Origin of the sequence: Rhizobium croatiense, assembly GCF_019793465.1 — a bacterium.
In the GTDB taxonomy this organism is placed as follows: Bacteria; Pseudomonadota; Alphaproteobacteria; order Rhizobiales; family Rhizobiaceae; genus Rhizobium; species Rhizobium croatiense.
Window position 1 is genome coordinate 145,566 of sequence record NZ_JAILYJ010000001.1, and the last position, 15,870, is coordinate 161,435.

Annotated in this window: 15 protein-coding genes; 7 read left to right on the forward strand and 8 right to left on the reverse strand. The window is 62.2% G+C overall.

Annotated elements, in window-relative coordinates:
• Window positions 1–11 precede the first annotated feature (11 nt).
• On the forward strand, window positions 12–1,862 hold the full coding sequence (locus K6M89_RS00670) for a DUF2264 domain-containing protein (protein WP_222138053.1): 1,851 nt from the start codon (window positions 12–14) through the stop codon (window positions 1,860–1,862).
• Window positions 1,863–1,912: 50 nt separating this feature from the next.
• Here the strand turns inward: K6M89_RS00670 and K6M89_RS00675 are convergent, their stop codons facing one another.
• Window positions 1,913–4,282: a PAS-domain containing protein gene (locus K6M89_RS00675; protein WP_438826575.1), complete on the reverse strand. Its 2,370-nt coding sequence runs from the start codon at window positions 4,280–4,282 to the stop codon at window positions 1,913–1,915.
• Between the two features lie 240 nt (window positions 4,283–4,522).
• Here K6M89_RS00675 and K6M89_RS00680 point away from each other — a divergent pair, with 240 nt between their 5' ends.
• Entirely contained in the window at window positions 4,523–5,626 is a 1,104-nt protein-coding gene (locus tag K6M89_RS00680) for a flavodoxin family protein (protein ID WP_222138054.1), read from the forward strand.
• Window positions 5,627–5,677: 51 nt separating this feature from the next.
• On the opposite strand, the gene K6M89_RS00685 is transcribed toward K6M89_RS00680, so the two are convergent.
• From K6M89_RS00685 to K6M89_RS00700, 4 genes are all read right to left on the reverse strand, one after another.
• Window positions 5,678–6,097, reverse strand: a complete 420-nt coding sequence (locus K6M89_RS00685; RefSeq protein ID WP_097581009.1) for an HD domain-containing protein — start codon at window positions 6,095–6,097, stop codon at window positions 5,678–5,680.
• A gap of 5 nt (window positions 6,098–6,102) precedes the next feature.
• A complete protein-coding gene (locus K6M89_RS00690) occupies window positions 6,103–6,429 on the reverse strand; it encodes a DUF2934 domain-containing protein (protein ID WP_222138055.1) in 327 nt (108 codons plus the stop codon).
• A 59-nt stretch (window positions 6,430–6,488) separates the two neighbouring features.
• Complete coding sequence (locus K6M89_RS00695) at window positions 6,489–6,845, reverse strand: hypothetical protein (RefSeq protein WP_097581011.1); 357 nt, start codon at window positions 6,843–6,845, stop codon at window positions 6,489–6,491.
• 82 nt (window positions 6,846–6,927) lie between these two features.
• The gene (locus K6M89_RS00700; RefSeq protein ID WP_010032737.1) at window positions 6,928–7,218 is read right to left on the reverse strand and encodes a hypothetical protein; all 291 of its coding nucleotides are present in this window, start codon (window positions 7,216–7,218) and stop codon (window positions 6,928–6,930) included.
• Window positions 7,219–7,569: 351 nt separating this feature from the next.
• On the opposite strand from K6M89_RS00700, the gene groES reads away from it, so the two are divergent.
• From groES to ydiJ, 4 genes are all read left to right on the forward strand, one after another.
• Entirely contained in the window at window positions 7,570–7,884 is a 315-nt protein-coding gene (gene groES, locus K6M89_RS00705; RefSeq protein WP_222138056.1) for a co-chaperone GroES, read from the forward strand.
• Window positions 7,885–7,932: 48 nt separating this feature from the next.
• The gene (gene groL / locus K6M89_RS00710; protein WP_222138057.1) at window positions 7,933–9,561 is read left to right on the forward strand and encodes a chaperonin GroEL; all 1,629 of its coding nucleotides are present in this window, start codon (window positions 7,933–7,935) and stop codon (window positions 9,559–9,561) included.
• A 67-nt stretch (window positions 9,562–9,628) separates the two neighbouring features.
• On the forward strand, window positions 9,629–9,895 hold the full coding sequence (locus K6M89_RS00715; RefSeq protein ID WP_097581014.1) for a hypothetical protein: 267 nt from the start codon (window positions 9,629–9,631) through the stop codon (window positions 9,893–9,895).
• Between the two features lie 78 nt (window positions 9,896–9,973).
• The gene (ydiJ, locus tag K6M89_RS00720; protein WP_222138058.1) at window positions 9,974–13,042 is read left to right on the forward strand and encodes a D-2-hydroxyglutarate dehydrogenase YdiJ; all 3,069 of its coding nucleotides are present in this window, start codon (window positions 9,974–9,976) and stop codon (window positions 13,040–13,042) included.
• A gap of 61 nt (window positions 13,043–13,103) precedes the next feature.
• Here ydiJ and K6M89_RS00725 read toward each other — a convergent pair whose 3' ends face one another.
• From K6M89_RS00725 to K6M89_RS00735, 3 genes are all read right to left on the reverse strand, one after another.
• Window positions 13,104–14,225: an HPP family protein gene (locus K6M89_RS00725; RefSeq protein ID WP_222138059.1), complete on the reverse strand. Its 1,122-nt coding sequence runs from the start codon at window positions 14,223–14,225 to the stop codon at window positions 13,104–13,106.
• A 57-nt stretch (window positions 14,226–14,282) separates the two neighbouring features.
• Complete coding sequence (locus K6M89_RS00730; protein WP_222138060.1) at window positions 14,283–15,188, reverse strand: LysR family transcriptional regulator; 906 nt, start codon at window positions 15,186–15,188, stop codon at window positions 14,283–14,285.
• Window positions 15,189–15,316: 128 nt separating this feature from the next.
• Window positions 15,317–15,529 (reverse strand): hypothetical protein, encoded by a 213-nt coding sequence (locus tag K6M89_RS00735; RefSeq protein WP_222138372.1) that lies wholly within the window; start codon window positions 15,527–15,529, stop codon window positions 15,317–15,319.
• On the opposite strand from K6M89_RS00735, the gene K6M89_RS00740 reads away from it, so the two are divergent.
• Window positions 15,474–15,785 carry a hypothetical protein gene (locus tag K6M89_RS00740; protein ID WP_097581017.1) on the forward strand — a complete coding sequence of 104 codons (312 nt, stop codon included), beginning with the start codon at window positions 15,474–15,476 and terminating at the stop codon, window positions 15,783–15,785. The genes K6M89_RS00735 and K6M89_RS00740 overlap by 56 nt on opposite strands.
• Window positions 15,786–15,870 lie beyond the last annotated feature (85 nt).

Below are 15,870 nucleotides of genomic sequence, written 5' to 3' on the forward strand. Positions count from 1 at the left end.
CCGAGTTGACGATGATCTACGATCCCACCAAGGCCAACCCGCTTTCCGGCAATCCGCTGACGACACGCGACGATCTGGCCAAGGCCGTCATCGACCTCTTCAAACCGCTTCTGCCCTATTTCTCCGAAGGCGGCGCACGTGTGCGCCTGGGCGCTGCTGGCGCGATCTTCGACCGGGCGGCAGCGGATCTGGAGGGATTTGCACGGCCGCTCTGGGGCATCGTTCCGCTCGCCGCCGGCGGCGGCCATTTTCCGCATTGGGATCTCTATCGGCAGGGGCTGGCAAACGGCACCAATCCCGATCATCCCGAATATTGGGGTGATCTCGCCGATCGCAACCAGCGGCTGGTCGAGCTTGCCGCCGTCGGCTTTGCGCTGGCGCTCGTGCCCGAACATATCTGGGAGCCGCTTGCTGACAACGAGAAGAAGACGGTCTCCGCCTATCTTGTCGCCGCGCGGAACCTGGAATTCATCGACAACAACTGGAAATTCTTCCGCGTCCTCATCGATCTCGGGCTGGAGCGTGTCGGTGTGGCGTTCGACCACGGCAAAACCGTCGCCTATCTCGACGAACTGGAAGCTTTCGATCTCGGCGACGGCTGGTATCGCGACGGGCCGGTCCGGCGGGTCGATCACTACATCCCCTTCGCCATGCATTTCTACGGCCTGATCCACACCGTGCTGGCGCGCGGCGACGAGGCGCGCAAGGACCGCTTTCGCGATCGCGCCCGGACCTTCGCCGCGGATATCCGTCACTGGTTCGGCCCGGATGGCGCAGCCCTTGCCTTCGGCCGCAGCCAGACCTACCGCTTCGCCGCCGGCGGCTTCTGGGGTGCGCTCGCCTTTGCCGGCGTCGAGGCGCTGCCGTGGGCTGAGATCAAGGGCTATTACATGCGCCATATCCGCTGGTGGTCGGCGCTGCCGATCGCCGACCGCGATGGCGTTCTGTCCGTCGGCTATGGCTACCCGAACCTTCTGATGAGCGAGAGCTATAACTCTCCCGGCTCGCCCTATTGGGCGCTGAAATTCTTCTTGCCGCTTGCCCTTCCTGAAGATCACCCCTTCTGGGCCGCCGAAGAGGCGTCGCAGCCGGAATTCTCAGAGCCGGTGGTTTTGAAGCCGGCCGGCATGGTCGCCATGCATACGCCGGGAAATGTCGTCGTGCTCTCTTCCGGCCAGCAGCACGACAAGATGCGCGGTGCAAACGAGAAATATTCGAAATTCGCCTACTCCACCCGCTATGCCTTCAACATCGAGGCCGACGACCGGAACTTTGCCGCCGCCAGCTTCGACGGCATGCTCGGCCTTTCCGACGATGGGGTCCACTTCCGCATGCGGGAAACCCTCGAAGAAGCGCTGATAGCGGGCGACCGGCTCTTTTCGCGCTGGCGCCCCTGGCAGGACGTCAGCATCGAGACCTGGCTTCTTCCCGCAAACCCCTGGCACATCCGCATTCACCGCATCGTCACACCGCGGGCGCTGAGCACCGTCGAAGGCGGCTTTGCGATCGAGCGTGCCGATTTTAATGTCGACCGATCCGATGCAAGGGAAGGCAGGGCCGTCTGGTACGGCCAGACGGATGTCAGCGCCATCGTCGATCTGTCATCCCGTCCGAGGGCCGGTCACACGATGAGCCCGATCCCCAACACCAACCTCATCCGCGCCAAAACTCTGCTACCGCAATTGCGCGGCGAACTCGGCCCTGGAACCGCCGTGCTGGTCACCGCGGCTATGGCCCTGCCCAGCCGCGAGAACTGGGCCGAGGCGCTGGGCAATCCGCCGGCTAGACCGGACATTGACGAGCTGGAGCGGCACTTCCGTGAAAACGGCGTTTGCGTGCCGGCATTCGCCCTGAAGCTTTAGGTTTGTATACCTGAAGCGCGAGGAGCGAATCTGAACGATCTCGACGCGCTTTAGCCCGCCGCACGCAGCTCATCGTACACCTCCGCGCCGATCGGGATCCTGAGGGTAAACATCGTGCCATTCCCGCGGCTGCTCGCCACCTCGATCGTGCCACCGTGAAGCTCGATGATCTGTTTGACGAGATTGAGGCCGATGCCGGTGCCGGCAATGCCTGTGGAGCTTCTGGCGCGGAAGTAGCGCTGGAACATTTTCGGGAGGTCGTCGGCGTCGATACCGATGCCTTCGTCGCGCACGGTAATGCAGACGCTTTCTCCTTCCTGCCATCCTGTGACGTGGACGTTTGGAGAATCCGGCGCGTATTTGACGGCATTCGAGAAGAGGTTGCTGAAGACCTGATCGAGCGCGGGGCGATCGCCATAAATGGTCTGAGGAATCCGGTCGAGTTCGAGCAGAAAGCGATGGGACCGCCGAATGCTTTCCTGACGCGCGCTGCAGGTTTCGATGATTTCGGCAATTGAGCACGGCTTGGGCACGATGGAGATCCGGCCATGATCCAACCGCCCGGCGGCAAGAATGCTTTCCATCAGTTCGAGCATACGGGAAACCGAGCTGCGGATCTGGTCGGCCTTTTCGGCAAGGAATTCCGGCGTCGCCGCCTCCTTGCGCCGAATAAGCCGCTGCGCCGCGCCGTCTATCACCGCCAGCGGGGTGCGGAACTCATGCGACGCCATCGAGACGAACTGGCGCTGCAACTCGTTGATCTGCTTCTCCTGTTCGAGCATGCGTTCGAGTTCTTCCGCCTGCCGCGCCAGTTCGACAGTGCGGGAGCGCACCATCTCCTCAAGCGTATCGCGGTGCTGCAGCAATGCCTTTTCGGCACGCTTGGCCTCGGTGACGTCGACGACGGCCATCAGCGATGCCGCCTTGCCCTTGTAGTTCAAGCAGGTGGAATAAACGGTGACTTCAATGGCGCCGCCATCTCCCTTGAGGTGGCGGGAGGAGCAGGTCGTGGCGGCTGGATCCTCGGCGTCGAAGACGGCAGACGTTGCCCGTCCGGCGTCCTGCGGCGCCTGGATGTCACGCAGCGTCATGGTCAGGAACTGCTCCAGACGATAGCCATAGTGATCGATGGCAGCCTGGTTGACATGGAGGAACTTCAGGGTATCGCGGTCATACACCCACATCGGCATCGGGTTGCCTTCGAACAGCAGCCTGAACGACGCCTCCTGCATCTTGAGATCGGTGATATCGACTCGGATGCCGACGCTGCCCCCTTCGGAGATCCGGCGTTCCTCGATCCGGATCCACCGGTTTCCGGGCAGACGCTGCTCGTGTTTGCTGGTGGGCTCGGCATGATGGGCCAGCCGCTCCTCAAGCCATTCCTCTTCGCGCCCGACCGCCTCCGGATACTGGCCGCGGTCGAGGCCCGCACGCAGGCGGTCTTTGAAGCGCATCCCTTTGACAAGCATATCGCCGCTTTCGGCGTAAAGCTGTTCGTATCGCCGGTTCCACAGGACGAAGCGGTCTTCGGCGTCGAACAGGACGAGGCCTTCCGGGACGACTTCGAAGGCTGCCAGAAGCCGGGCATGCGCCGCCCGCGCCTCCTGCTCGGCGCGTTCTGCCTGGGCGTGCGCCTCTGCGAGGGCTTTTTCCGCGAACCAGGCCTGTGTGATATCCTCATGGGTCGATACCCAGCCGCCCCCTGGTGTCCGCTGATGATAGCCGCGGATGATCTGGCCGGATTTGAGTTCCTTGATCCAATCCTGGGGCACGTCACCTATATTGGTCGCTTCGGCCCAGGCGAGATAGTCCGACGTGGAGGTGGCGGGAACGGCGCCGACCGCATGTCTAAGTTTCAGGATGTCTTCCAGGGACTGCCCCGGATGGATGACGGCGGGATCGAGCCCGTAAACCTCAGCATAACGATTATTCGAAAGGAGCAGCCGGCCGCCCTCGTCAAACAGGCATACGCCCTGTCCCATGCTGGCAAGCGCGGTGTCGAGTTGCTCGTTGCGCCGCTGCAGTCGCGCCTGCGCCGCGCCGAGCTCGAGATGTCGCTTGATGCGGGCGACGAGCTCGGCGGCGGACACGCGGTTGGAGACACAATCCACCGCACCGGCGCCAAAGCCCGCAATCTTGCTTTGCTCGTCCTGCGGCGAGACCAGGATAATCACAGGGATATCACGCGTTACGGCGTTTTCCTTGAGACGCCGGCAGTCTTCGAGACCGCGACCCTCCGACGATAGGGCGTCGAGCAGGATAAGGTTCGGTAACGGCCGTTTGGCGACGCATTCGTGAAATTCATCTCGATCGACGTGAACGTTGAGCACGATATCGAGTTGATCAAGGCAATCGCCAAGTCCGGGCAGGCCCGTCAACGCACCATCCATTGCAGAGATAATGTGCAGCTCGTCGGACAAGACTACTCCCCCGTTCGCCCAAGTAGCCGCGACTATAAGTCGTATGAGTTAATAAGCGACTTACCGCTGGTCGTCTCGCTATCGCGGTCTGTTTCATCGTCAGGAAATGGTCAGCGGGTGGCTACTTCTTGAAATTCCGGAAGTTTAGCGCTTGCTCCGGTTGCATCGGCCCATCGATGCCATGACGGGAACACAGTATCTGCCGGTGCGTTCAGCAAAGCACCGGCTTCAGGAGTTCCCATGTCAGCCAATGTTGCCACGTCAGCCTCCGATCTCGAACCGCGCAAGGGCAGTCCCAGCCCGCGGCTTGACGAGCATGAATTCAAGCGGCGCTTTCTCAATCAATTTCAGGATCCGGCCTACGGCAAATTGCAGGAAGAGCTTGCGCGACTCGCTTCGGCAGCCTGGGAAGCCTACGCAAATTCGCGAAAAAGCCCGAAGACCCGCAAGGCCGGCCCCGGCTTCGCCGATCCCGATTATGATCTGGCTGAAGACTGGCTGGCGGCCCGCGATGCCATCCGTGACGCGGAAAAGCGGCATGACGATCCGAACGGGCCTACCCGTCTGCTTCTCGTCAACGGCTCGACGCGCAGCGAACACACCTGCCCGGGCGAGATTTCGAAGAGCTACCGCATGGTCGATATCGCCAGGGAGATGCTGGAGCAGCAGCGCCATGTGAAGATCGAGATCCTCGATTTGAGCCGGATCGCCTCGGAATACGGCCGGCAGATCCATCCGTGCAAAGCCTGCTTCTCCACTGCGGCGGCTCTCTGTCACTGGCCCTGTTCCTGTTATCCCAACTATTCGCTCGGACAGATCCATGACTGGATGAACGAGATCTATCCGATGTGGGTCGAGGCGCACGGCATCATGATCGTTACGCCGGTGCACTGGTATCAGGCGCCGTCATCGCTGAAGCTGATGATCGACCGGCTTGTCTGTGCCGACGGCGGCAACCCGGATCCGACAAGCACCCACGGAAAACATGCCGACCAGGCAAAACAGCTGGAGATGAACGGATGGCCCTATCCCCGACATCTGGAAGGCCGTCTGTTTTCCGTCATCGTTCATGGTGACACGGAAGGTTCGGAGGGCGTCCGGCGGAACCTCTCGGACTGGCTGAGATCGATGGATCTTGTACCGGCCGGCCCGCTTGCGGAAATCGACCGCTATATTGGTTACTGGGAACCCTACGCGACAAGCCATACGGCATACGAGAAAGACCAGGCGATGCAGGAGGAAATCCGCAATGCGGCGCGAACGCTATACGAAGCCGCTGTCGCCAGGCGCCAAGGCCGCCAGATCGCTGCCGGCGCCGGCTTGCGGCAGCCGCGTCAGAAATAGCGACACGAACGCCTCTTGCCGGCCCTTCACTGCGGCCACCAGAAGGAAACACTATTGTCCGTTCTCGATATCGCGCAGCAGATCCAGGCCGGTTTGATATTTTTGCTTGTCTTTACCGGCCTGTTCGGCTTGGCGCAGATTGTCCTCGAGGTCGGCCCGCTTGACGGGCAAAGCGAGCGGGTTTGCTGCCGCACGTCTGACGAATTCCTCGTCCGGCTCGTCGGGCCGCCGGGTCAATGCATCCACGGCAGAAATGATTGCCGGCGGGAAGCCTTCCTCTTTCAACCTGTCGAGCGTCCAGCCATTGCCTTTTTCGGCGACGTCGTGAAGGTAGGCGACGGTTCGCGCCTCGTCGCCCGGCACGAGAAGCGCGACTCGCTGACAGTGCTCGAAGAAGGGCCGGCCGGTTTTGTCCGTCTGGCCGTCATGTGCCTCCATGGCGATCTGCATGGCGTGGTCGAGATGCTGCATGACGATTACGGTCCTTCGGTCTCTCTGATCTTCTGCCGGGAAGGCTTCTCCCCCGTGGTTATCTCGATATCGGGCGGCGTCGCCCCGGCACCTTGACCAAGTCCGGGGCGAGGCCGGTCGAGATCGCCGCTTTCCCCGGCGCCTTGAAGCAGCGCCGCGTCATCCCTGTCGTCTTGATCGAGCAGGTCCTGCAGCGTCTCATACTCGTCCTCGCCGGCCAGCTCGTCGCAGGCTTGCATCCAATGACGCAGGTCCGCCCCTTCAGGGCGGCCTTCGGCCTCCCAGATTTCGTAGGCCCGCCGGCGTATCTGTTCGTGTTTGTCCGTGGCCATGATCTTCTCCAGTCCCGCCCAGAGCTCGCAGTTTTGGTTTCGCCTCGAGCGGCAGTGTTTCAAGGCGTGTTGATCGTGGGAAGAAAATCCTCCACCTGCTTGCGCTCAGCCTTTGAAAGCGTCTCCACCCGCTCCTGCCAGAAGCGTTCGGCCGCCGGCGGATCCTCCTCCCATTGGCGAACAGTGGTGATGTTGTCGTCGATCTTGGACCGGCGGCGCCCGCCGAGGCTCAGATACTCTTTCGCGAGTTTCAGGCTTGGCGTTTCGCTGCCGATGTCGCGATCCGATGTCGAACTCGCATTGCGCCGGGCTGCGTCCGATGCTCTCTGGCGATCGATCTCGGCCCGTTGCGTGTCGAAGGAGCGCGCGTCGTCGGTTCCGCTTTCGGTTGGTGTATTGGTTTTGGAAGTCGTCATGGATCACCTTTCGATGCTGTGATCCATTAACCTTCGCCAGCTGTGAGAGTTCCGCACGCCAGCGATTGATTTGAGCGGGCAATCAGTGAACGGCCATGCTTACCATGCGATAGGGATGCACGGCCTCGAACTGCGAGATCATCGCCGTCGCCTGGAGCAATACGCGCTCGGCATTCTCGGGATCGTCCCGAGCGAGTTCGTCGGCGTTGACGCGGATCGCTTCGGCCATGTTGTTCGACAGTACAGCGAAGTGCATATTGCCCTCGACGAGGGCCTCGCGCGCCGTATCCTCCAGCGTACGAGCGATGTCGACGAAGATTTCCTCGCGTTCCTCGATAGTGAGGTCTTTGATTATATTGGTCTTCTCTTCCATGTCACTCACTCCTAAAGACGTGGGACGGATCGAGCTCATCGAGCCTCGATCGCCTGAGAGCTAGGAACGCCGAAATCCGGATTCAAGCCGGAGCACAGTTTTGAACTCGTCTTCAAGACGAAGGGACGACCATCGTCATTAGTTCGAACGCAGGAGCCGGTCTTCTGTTCCCGGCGGGGCCATTAGCAGTCGCCGGCAGCGAGTGCTAATTTTTCCGCGCCGCCCCTTGAAATCGAAAAACCGTCGAACCAGATCAATCCCGCAAGGCGCGCGACCTTGCACCCGCCCGGACCTCGTCATCCGGTCCGGTCTGGCGAACAACGTCATCATTGTTTGTCGATGGAGGAAGACATGTCGTTCCGACCGCTTCATGACCGCATTCTCGTCCGCCGCGTCGATTCCGAGGAAAAGACCAAGGGCGGCATCATCATTCCCGACACCGCCAAGGAAAAGCCGCAAGAAGGCGAGGTCATCGCCGTCGGTCCCGGCGCCCGCAGCGATGCCGGCCAGATTCAGGCGCTCGACGTCAAGGTCGGCGATCGCGTCCTGTTCGGCAAGTGGTCCGGCACGGAGATCAAGATCAACGGCGAAGACCTGCTGATCATGAAGGAAAACGACGTGATGGGTATCATCGAAGCCCAGAGCGAAGGAAAGCAGGCCGCCTGAACCCTCAGGACGTGGTCAATGCTAGCTGCCTAGTGAAGGAGTGAGGACATGGCTGCTAAAGAAGTCAAATTCAACGTCGAAGCCCGCGAGAAGCTGTTGCGCGGCGTCGACATCCTGGCCAACGCCGTGAAAGTGACCCTTGGCCCGAAGGGCCGTAACGTCGTGATCGACAAGTCCTTCGGCGCGCCGCGCATCACCAAGGACGGCGTTTCGGTCGCCAAGGAAATCGAACTCGAAGACAAGTTCGAGAACATGGGCGCCCAGATGGTCCGCGAAGTCGCTTCGAAGACCAGCGACATCGCCGGCGACGGAACCACGACTGCGACGGTTCTCGCCCAGGCCATCGTCAAGGAGGGCGCGAAGGCCGTCACCTCAGGCATGAACCCGATGGACCTGAAGCGCGGCATCGATCTCGCCGTCGTCGCCATCGTCGCGGAACTGAAGGCCAACGCCCGTAATATCTCCAACAATTCCGAGATCGCCCAGGTCGGCACGATCTCAGCCAATGGCGATGCTGAAATCGGCCGCTTCCTGGCGGAGGCGATGGAAAAGGTCGGCAATGACGGCGTCATCACGGTTGAAGAAGCCAAGACCGCCGAAACCGAACTCGAAGTCGTCGAAGGCATGCAGTTCGACCGCGGCTACCTCAGCCCCTATTTCGTCACCAATGCCGACAAGATGCGGGTCGAGTTCGAGGATCCCTATATCCTCATCCACGAAAAGAAGCTCTCGAACCTGCAGTCGATGCTCCCGGTTCTCGAAGCCGTTGTCCAGTCCGGCAAGCCGCTCCTGATCATCGCTGAAGACGTCGAAGGCGAAGCCCTTGCAACGCTCGTCGTCAACAAGCTGCGCGGCGGCCTGAAGATCGCTGCCGTCAAGGCCCCTGGCTTCGGCGACCGCCGTAAGGCCATGCTCGAAGACATCGCCGTGCTCACGGCCGGCACCGTCATCTCCGAAGACCTCGGCATCAAGCTCGAGAGCGTCACGCTCGACATGCTCGGTCGCGCCAAGAAGGTGTCGGTCGAGAAGGAGAACACCACGATCGTCGACGGTTCGGGCGCCAAGTCCGACATCGAAGGCCGTATTGCCCAGATCAAGGCCCAGATCGAAGACACCACCTCCGACTACGACCGCGAGAAGCTGCAGGAACGCCTTGCCAAGCTCGCCGGCGGCGTTGCCGTCATCCGCGTCGGCGGCTCGACGGAAGTCGAAGTGAAGGAAAAGAAGGACCGCGTCGACGACGCGCTTCACGCAACCCGCGCGGCGGTCGAGGAAGGCATCCTGCCGGGCGGCGGCGTGGCGCTGCTGCGCAGCGTCAAGGCGCTTGGAAAAGTTCAGACCGCCAATGACGATCAGCGCGTCGGCGTCGACATCGTTCGCCGGGCCATCGAGGCACCGGCTCGTCAGATCGCCGAGAACGCCGGAGCGGAGGGCTCGGTGGTCGTCGGCAAGTTGCGCGAAAAGACCGACTTCTCCTATGGCTGGAACGCCCAGACGGGCGAATATGGCGACCTCTATGCGCAGGGCGTCATCGATCCGGCCAAGGTCGTTCGCACCGCGCTTCAGGACGCGGCATCCATCGCCGGTCTTCTCGTGACGACGGAAGCCATGATCGCCGAGAAGCCCAAGAAGGATGCCCCTCCGGCAATGCCGGGCGGCCCCGGTATGGACTTCTGAGACGAAAGGTCGCCGGCCCGCCCCGACAGGATGATGTCCGGGCGGGCTGTTTTCCGAGGGAATTGAGATGGTTCAAACGATCACAAACCGATCGCAGGTGCCGCTGGACTCCCGCGATCTTGCAACCTGCCAGCGCGTCTTCGACACGCTCAGCGCCGATTATGCGATAGCAAGGGACAGCGCCGAGGCCGAACGAATGGCGAGCATCATCATCGAGCTCTACCGACAGGGCGTGCGCGACCCCAACCACCTGCAGTCGATGGTCGAGGCAGCGCGCGGCCTCTTCGAAGCGGACGGCCCTGTCAACCGGTCAGCGGCCACGCCGACCGGTTGACAGGCCGCTGACGACGCCTTCCGATTTTCGGGCCGATGCGCTAGTGACAAGGCTCGAGTGCATTCTGAAGGTTTCGAAATGATCCCATGCCTCCAGCCGAAGGCTCCCATCCCGCTTCCCGCCGCGGGTTTTTTCCAGCGGCTCGTCGAGGCGGGATTTGACGGCGATATAGAGACCAGTGCGGCGAGCCGGACCGTATTTTCAACCGACAATTCCATCTACCAGGTTGAGCCGGCCGGCGTCCTTTTTCCGAGGAGCGTCGAAGACCTGCAGGTCGTGGCGGCCGTGCTGTCGGAATCGGCCTTCCGGGAGATAAACATCGCGCCGCGCGGCGGCGGCACCGGCACGAACGGTCAATCCCTGACATCGGGCGTCGTGGTGGACTGTTCGCGGCATATGAAATCCATTCTCGACATCGACCCCGTCCGAAGGATTGCGCGTGTCCAGGCGGGCGTTGTCAAGGATGAGCTGAACCGGGCTCTGAAGCCCTACGGCCTGTTCTTCGCGCCCGAACTTTCCACCTCCAACCGCGCCACCATCGGCGGCATGATCTCCACCGATGCCTGCGGCCAGGGTTCATGCCTCTACGGCAAGACCAGCAACCACGTCCTCGGATTGCGTATCGTGCTGATGGACGGCTCCGATTTCTGGTCGCGCCCGCTTGAAGCGGGGGCGCTCGCGGAGATCGCCGCACGCAAGGATCGCGTTGGTGAGATCCACAGGAGGGTCGAACGGATCGCGCTGGAGAAGCGCGAGCAGATCGCCGAGATCTTTCCGAAGCTCAACCGCTACATGACCGGCTACGACCTCGCCCATATCAGGCGTGGTGACGGACGCTTCGACCTCAATGCCGTTCTTTGCGGCTCGGAGGGAACGCTGGCGATGATCGCCGAAGCCGAACTCAACCTTCTACCGATCCCGGCCCATGCAGCGCTGATCAACATCCGCTACGGCGATTTCAACACCGCCCTGGAGGACGCGCGCAACCTCGTGGCGCTGAAGGTGGCCTCGGTGGAAACGGTCGACGAGAAAGTGCTCGGCCTCGCGAAGGGCGATATCGTCTGGACCGGCATCGCCCGCTTCTTTCCCGACGATCCGGGCAGCGCCACGAACGGCATCAACATCGCCGAAGTGCTGGCCGACAATGAAGACGAACTCGAGCGCAAGCTTGCGGAGGTGACCGCCGCGCTCGACATGGGCGCTAATGCCCGCCATGCCGGTTATACGATCGCCCGGGGCCATGCCGATGTCGAGGCGATCTGGTCGATGCGCAAGCGCGCGGTCGGCCTGCTCGGCAATGTGGAAGGGCCGGTCAGGCCCGTCGCTTTCGTCGAGGATACGGCCGTGCCGCCGGAGAATTTGGCGGCCTATATTCGCGAGTTCCGCGCGCTTCTCGATGGCGCCGGCCTTTCCTACGGCATGTTCGGCCATGTCGATGCCGGCGTCCTGCATGTGCGGCCGGCACTCGACCTCACCCGCGCTGATCACGCCCGGCTGGTTCGAGAGGTCAGCGACACCGTCGTGGCGCTTACCCGCAAATATGGCGGGGTGCTCTGGGGAGAGCATGGCAAGGGCGTGCGTTCGGAATATGTGCCGGAGTTTTTCGGCGATCTTTATCCCAGCCTGCAGGAGATCAAGCGGGCTTTCGATCCTGAGAATCGGCTCAATCCGGGCAAGATCGCAACTCCTTCCGCGCAAGTGCTGACGAAGATCGACGATCTTCCACTGCGGGGAGATGTCGACCGCATCATCGGAAACGAGATCCGCTCCGCCTTCGACAACGCCGCCTACTGCAACGGCAATGGCGCCTGTTTCGATTTCGACGAAACGAGCCCGATGTGCCCCTCCTATAAGGCGACGCGCGACCGGCGCTTTTCGCCCAAGGGGCGCGCCGCCCTGATGCGGGAATGGCTGAGGCTGCTTGCCGAGAAGGGCATCGATCCCCGCCAGGAGGCGATGCGCCTGCGGCGGAGCATTCCGCTCGCCAGCTTGGCGCGGCGCGCCTTCAATTCGCTGAATCCGGCAAACCGCGATGACTTTTCCCACGAGGTGCGCGCGGCCATGGACACGTGCCTGGCCTGCAAGGCCTGCGCGGGGCAGTGTCCGGTGAAGGTCAGTGTGCCGGCCTTCCGCTCAAAATTCCTGGAACTCTATTACGGACGCTACCTCCGCCCGCTGAAGGATCCGCTGGTCGCGGCGATCGAAACCACCCTGCCGCTCGTCCGGCGCATCCGGCCTGCCTATAATCTGGTCGTGGGCACGCGCGCCGGCAGAACGATAATGCGTTTCGCCGGGCTAACCTCCCTGCCGCACCTGCCGCGAATCTCACTCGCCAGGGAAGCCGCCCGCCTCGGCGTGCCGCTTGCGACGCCGCAATCGATCGACGCCCTGTCGCCGCAGGAAAGGCAGCGGAGCGTGGTTTTCGTCGCCGACGCTTTTACCGCCTATTTCGATCCCGATGTTGCGCTCGCAGCCATCGGGCTCGCCCGGAAAATGGGACTGGCGCCCCTTCTTGCGGCGTCCCACGTCAACGGTAAGGCCCTGCATGTTCATGGCTATCTCGGACGCTTCGAGGCTGCGGCGAAGCGCACCGCGCGTTATCTGCAGCGACTGGATGAAGCGGGCGTCGCGCTCGTCGGGCTCGATCCGTCCATGACGCTCGCCTTCCGCAGCGAATATAAGGGATTGCTGAAGGCGACGGTCCTGCTCCCACAGGAATGGCTCGCCGCCAACCTCGACCGGCTGACCGCTTCGCCTTCTGCCATTAAGGCCAGCAGCTTCCGACTGATGGCCCACTGCACCGAACGCACCAATGCGCCGGCCTCCGTCGCACAATGGCAAAAGGTGTTCGACGGCCTCGGCGTCGATCTTCAGGCGGCGCAAACCGGCTGCTGCGGCATGGCCGGCACCTTCGGGCACGAGGCTCGCAACCGACCGATCGCAGAGCGCCTTTATGCGCTGAGCTGGAAACCGGAGCTCGATGCGGCTGGCGATGCCGATATCCTCATGGCGACCGGATATTCCTGCCGCTCCCAGGTGAAGGAAATCGACGGCAGGCGCATCCCGCATCCGCTCCAGGTCATTGCCCGGATAGTGTCGGAAAATCCGGCAATCCCGCGGTCACTCACGGCGTCCCCACCGAACTGACGACGAAGCATGTGGCGTGATGCCAAAGACCGGCTTGCGGCAGCCGAGCCGCTCCGCGAGGTCATGCCACGGCCGCGATCGCCTCGCCCTCACTCGGCAGCAGCCGCGCCACGGCGCTCAGCAGATCGGTCTGCGATATCAGGCCGAGGATCCGATGATCGTCATCGACAATGATGACGGCATGCGTGCGCCCGTCCGTCAGAACGGGCAGCAGCGACAGAGCGGCATCCGAAGCTCTCGCCACCGCCGGCTTGGAGATCGCATGGGCAATCGTATCGCCGCTCGCGAACAACTCCCGCAGGCCGACGGTGCCGACGAGACGGCCCTCCTGATCCTTCACCGGCAACGTCCGGATATTATGCTTCAGGAGAAGATGCCGTGCGGCATCCGGTTCCGAAGCCTCGCCGATAGCGATCACATCGCGCGACATGATGTCGGCACAGCTGATCTTGCCGTTGGAGCGGATGGCGGCTTGCAACTCGACCTGCTGCAGCAGCCGCCCGAGATCGGCCCGATCGATATCGAAGGTTTCATCGAGCGCTTCCAGGGCGGCATCGAGATCCTCCTCGCGAAAGCCCACCCGCACCGCAGACGGCAGGTCGACCGTCTGATGGGTATTCTCCGCCGACTTCGGCACGACATGCGGATAATTCCGCCTGGAAAGCTTGTGGAACAGCAGGCCAAGGGCGACGAGAATGCAGGAGTTCAAGGCGACGGGCACGAAGGGAAAGAGAAACCCCCAGCCGGCAACGATGGGACCGCCGAGCACTGCGGTCAGCGCCGCGGCCCCTCCGGGCGGATGGAGGGATCGCGTAAACGACATCGCGCCGATCGCCAGTGAAACTCCGACGCCGGTTGCGATGATCGGGTCGCGAATGAAATAAGCGGCAATGATGCCCATCATGGCGGAAATGGTGTTGCCGCCGATGATCGACCATGGTTGCGCCAGCGGGCTTGCTGGCACTGCGAAAAGCAGCACTGCCGAGGCGCCCATCGGCGCGACGATCAAGGGAAGATGCGGCCCCTGGCCGAACAGATAGCCGCTGATGACGCCGGTGAGCCCGATGCCCACCAACGCGCCGAAACAGGCGATCAGCCGCTCTCTCAGCGTCGCACCGGCCAGGATGGGCGAAAACAGGCGAAAGCGGCTCTGCCCCATCTTTGGGGAAACGGGATATTGCATGCAAAGACCAATTGTAAGCGAGGATTGTCTGGCGGGCGAAGGAGGAAGACGGAGAAACTAGTTTGTCGCCAGCCTCATGTCTCTGCTTTTGGTCGCGCTGAGGACTTCATGGAAGGCGCTGAAGGCGCTTGGGCGGTTATCCCTGCGGGACACCAGCAGCGTCTCGACGGGGCCGAGCTGATGGGTCGGGAGAACCGCCGGCCAGTGCATGAGGTCGAGCACGGATTTCGGCATCACGCCTGCGGTATTGCCGGTCGCAACGCTCGCCAGGATCGCGTGGTAGGAGCCGAGCTCGCTCGTCGGCAGGGCGCTCGATTGACGCGCCCAGTTTTCGGCGATCCTGCGATAAGTGCAGCCGGGCTCCAAAGCGGCGAGCGCCCCGACACGCAGGTCGGCGGCGGATTTGATGGCGGGATGCCCGGACGGCAGCACGATCAACAGATCTTCAACGAAGACCGTCTCCATCGCCAGCGCCTCGAGCTCGGCATCGAAATCGCGGTCATCTTGGCGCACCGTCTTCGGCGGCCGGGCAATTAAGGCGCAATCCAGTGCGTCGGCCAGAACATCGCGGGCGAGATCGCGGGACGCGCCCATCGTCAGCTGCAGCGACACGTCAGGCCACATCTGGTTGAATTGCGTCAGCGCCGCCGGCAGCCTGCTTGCCGCCGTGCTCTCCATCGTTCCGACCCGCAATGTTCCCGATGGGGCGAGTGGCCGCACGGCTTGGCGCGCTTCGAGCGCAAGCGCCATAAGCCTGTTGGCATAGGTGAAAAACGTTTCGCCCTCCCGCGTCAACGTCATCTTCTTTCCGTCACGGCAGAACAGGCAAGCGCCGAGGTCTTCCTCCAGCTGCTGGATACGTGTCGTCACGTTCGACGGCACCCGCCCGACGGCCCTGGCGGCCTTTGTAACGCTCCGGTCGCTGGCGACGGCGAGGAATATCTCGATCGAGGAAAGATCCAATGAAAATCTCTTTTTCAGAATTTGGATGATTTATCATTCTCTATATAAAAATCATTTCATCCGCTCAAGCAGGTTTCTGCGTCGCACAGTTCCGCCTCGCCATCCCGGCTGTGGGTCTGGCATGCGCGCTATTCAGCGCGTGGACAAGCCGGCGATGCCGAAAAAAGGATCGCGCCGCCGCCGAAATAGCCATAGAAGCCCCAGCCTTGCCGCTGCGGCAGGGCAATCGCGGCTGGCATGGCGTTTGCATCTGAAAGATATCTGCAGAGCGATCGTCGACGACCAATGTTGCACCTTATTTTGACCTGCCTTCTTCTGAGCGTCGCTTCAGGCTTGAGCATGCGACGTTTTCTCCTGCCGTATTTTTCTGGGGGTGATCTCGCCGAGAAATCCGCTCCCGTCACGATGGTCGCTAGTGCGGTCTTTCTGGCGGCTGTCGCCTTCACCCTCTCCGATCAGGCTCTTTGGGCGAAATCGGTCATCCTGATGCTCTGCCTTTCGCTGGCGGCAATGTTCGACGATGCCAGACCCAGGCTGACCATCAGCCTTTCCGCCGTCTGCTTGGCCGCTTATCTCGGGCTGCGCTCGATCAACTGAGCATCCGCTCTGCCTCATGACCCGGCAGACGGCGATGGAGCCGTTGCGAAAGTCGTTCTCATTCCATCACGCGGCTCGCAGACTC

Bases quoted from the DNA above. Each gene is read 5' to 3' on its own strand.
- K6M89_RS00670 (WP_222138053.1), top strand. From the start codon at position 12: ATGATCTACGATCCCACCAAGGCCAACCCGCTTTCCGGCAATCCGCTG.
- K6M89_RS00680 (WP_222138054.1), top strand. From the start codon at position 4,523: ATGTCAGCCAATGTTGCCACGTCAGCCTCCGATCTCGAACCGCGCAAG.
- K6M89_RS00685 (WP_097581009.1), bottom strand. From the start codon at position 6,097: ATGCAGCATCTCGACCACGCCATGCAGATCGCCATGGAGGCACATGAC.
- K6M89_RS00690 (WP_222138055.1), bottom strand. From the start codon at position 6,429: ATGGCCACGGACAAACACGAACAGATACGCCGGCGGGCCTACGAAATC.
- K6M89_RS00695 (WP_097581011.1), bottom strand. From the start codon at position 6,845: ATGACGACTTCCAAAACCAATACACCAACCGAAAGCGGAACCGACGAC.
- K6M89_RS00700 (WP_010032737.1), bottom strand. From the start codon at position 7,218: ATGGAAGAGAAGACCAATATAATCAAAGACCTCACTATCGAGGAACGC.
- groES (WP_222138056.1), top strand. From the start codon at position 7,570: ATGTCGTTCCGACCGCTTCATGACCGCATTCTCGTCCGCCGCGTCGAT.
- groL (WP_222138057.1), top strand. From the start codon at position 7,933: ATGGCTGCTAAAGAAGTCAAATTCAACGTCGAAGCCCGCGAGAAGCTG.
- K6M89_RS00715 (WP_097581014.1), top strand. From the start codon at position 9,629: ATGGTTCAAACGATCACAAACCGATCGCAGGTGCCGCTGGACTCCCGC.
- ydiJ (WP_222138058.1), top strand. From the start codon at position 9,974: ATGATCCCATGCCTCCAGCCGAAGGCTCCCATCCCGCTTCCCGCCGCG.
- K6M89_RS00725 (WP_222138059.1), bottom strand. From the start codon at position 14,225: ATGCAATATCCCGTTTCCCCAAAGATGGGGCAGAGCCGCTTTCGCCTG.
- K6M89_RS00740 (WP_097581017.1), top strand. From the start codon at position 15,474: ATGTTGCACCTTATTTTGACCTGCCTTCTTCTGAGCGTCGCTTCAGGC.
- K6M89_RS00735 (WP_222138372.1), bottom strand. From the start codon at position 15,529: ATGCTCAAGCCTGAAGCGACGCTCAGAAGAAGGCAGGTCAAAATAAGG.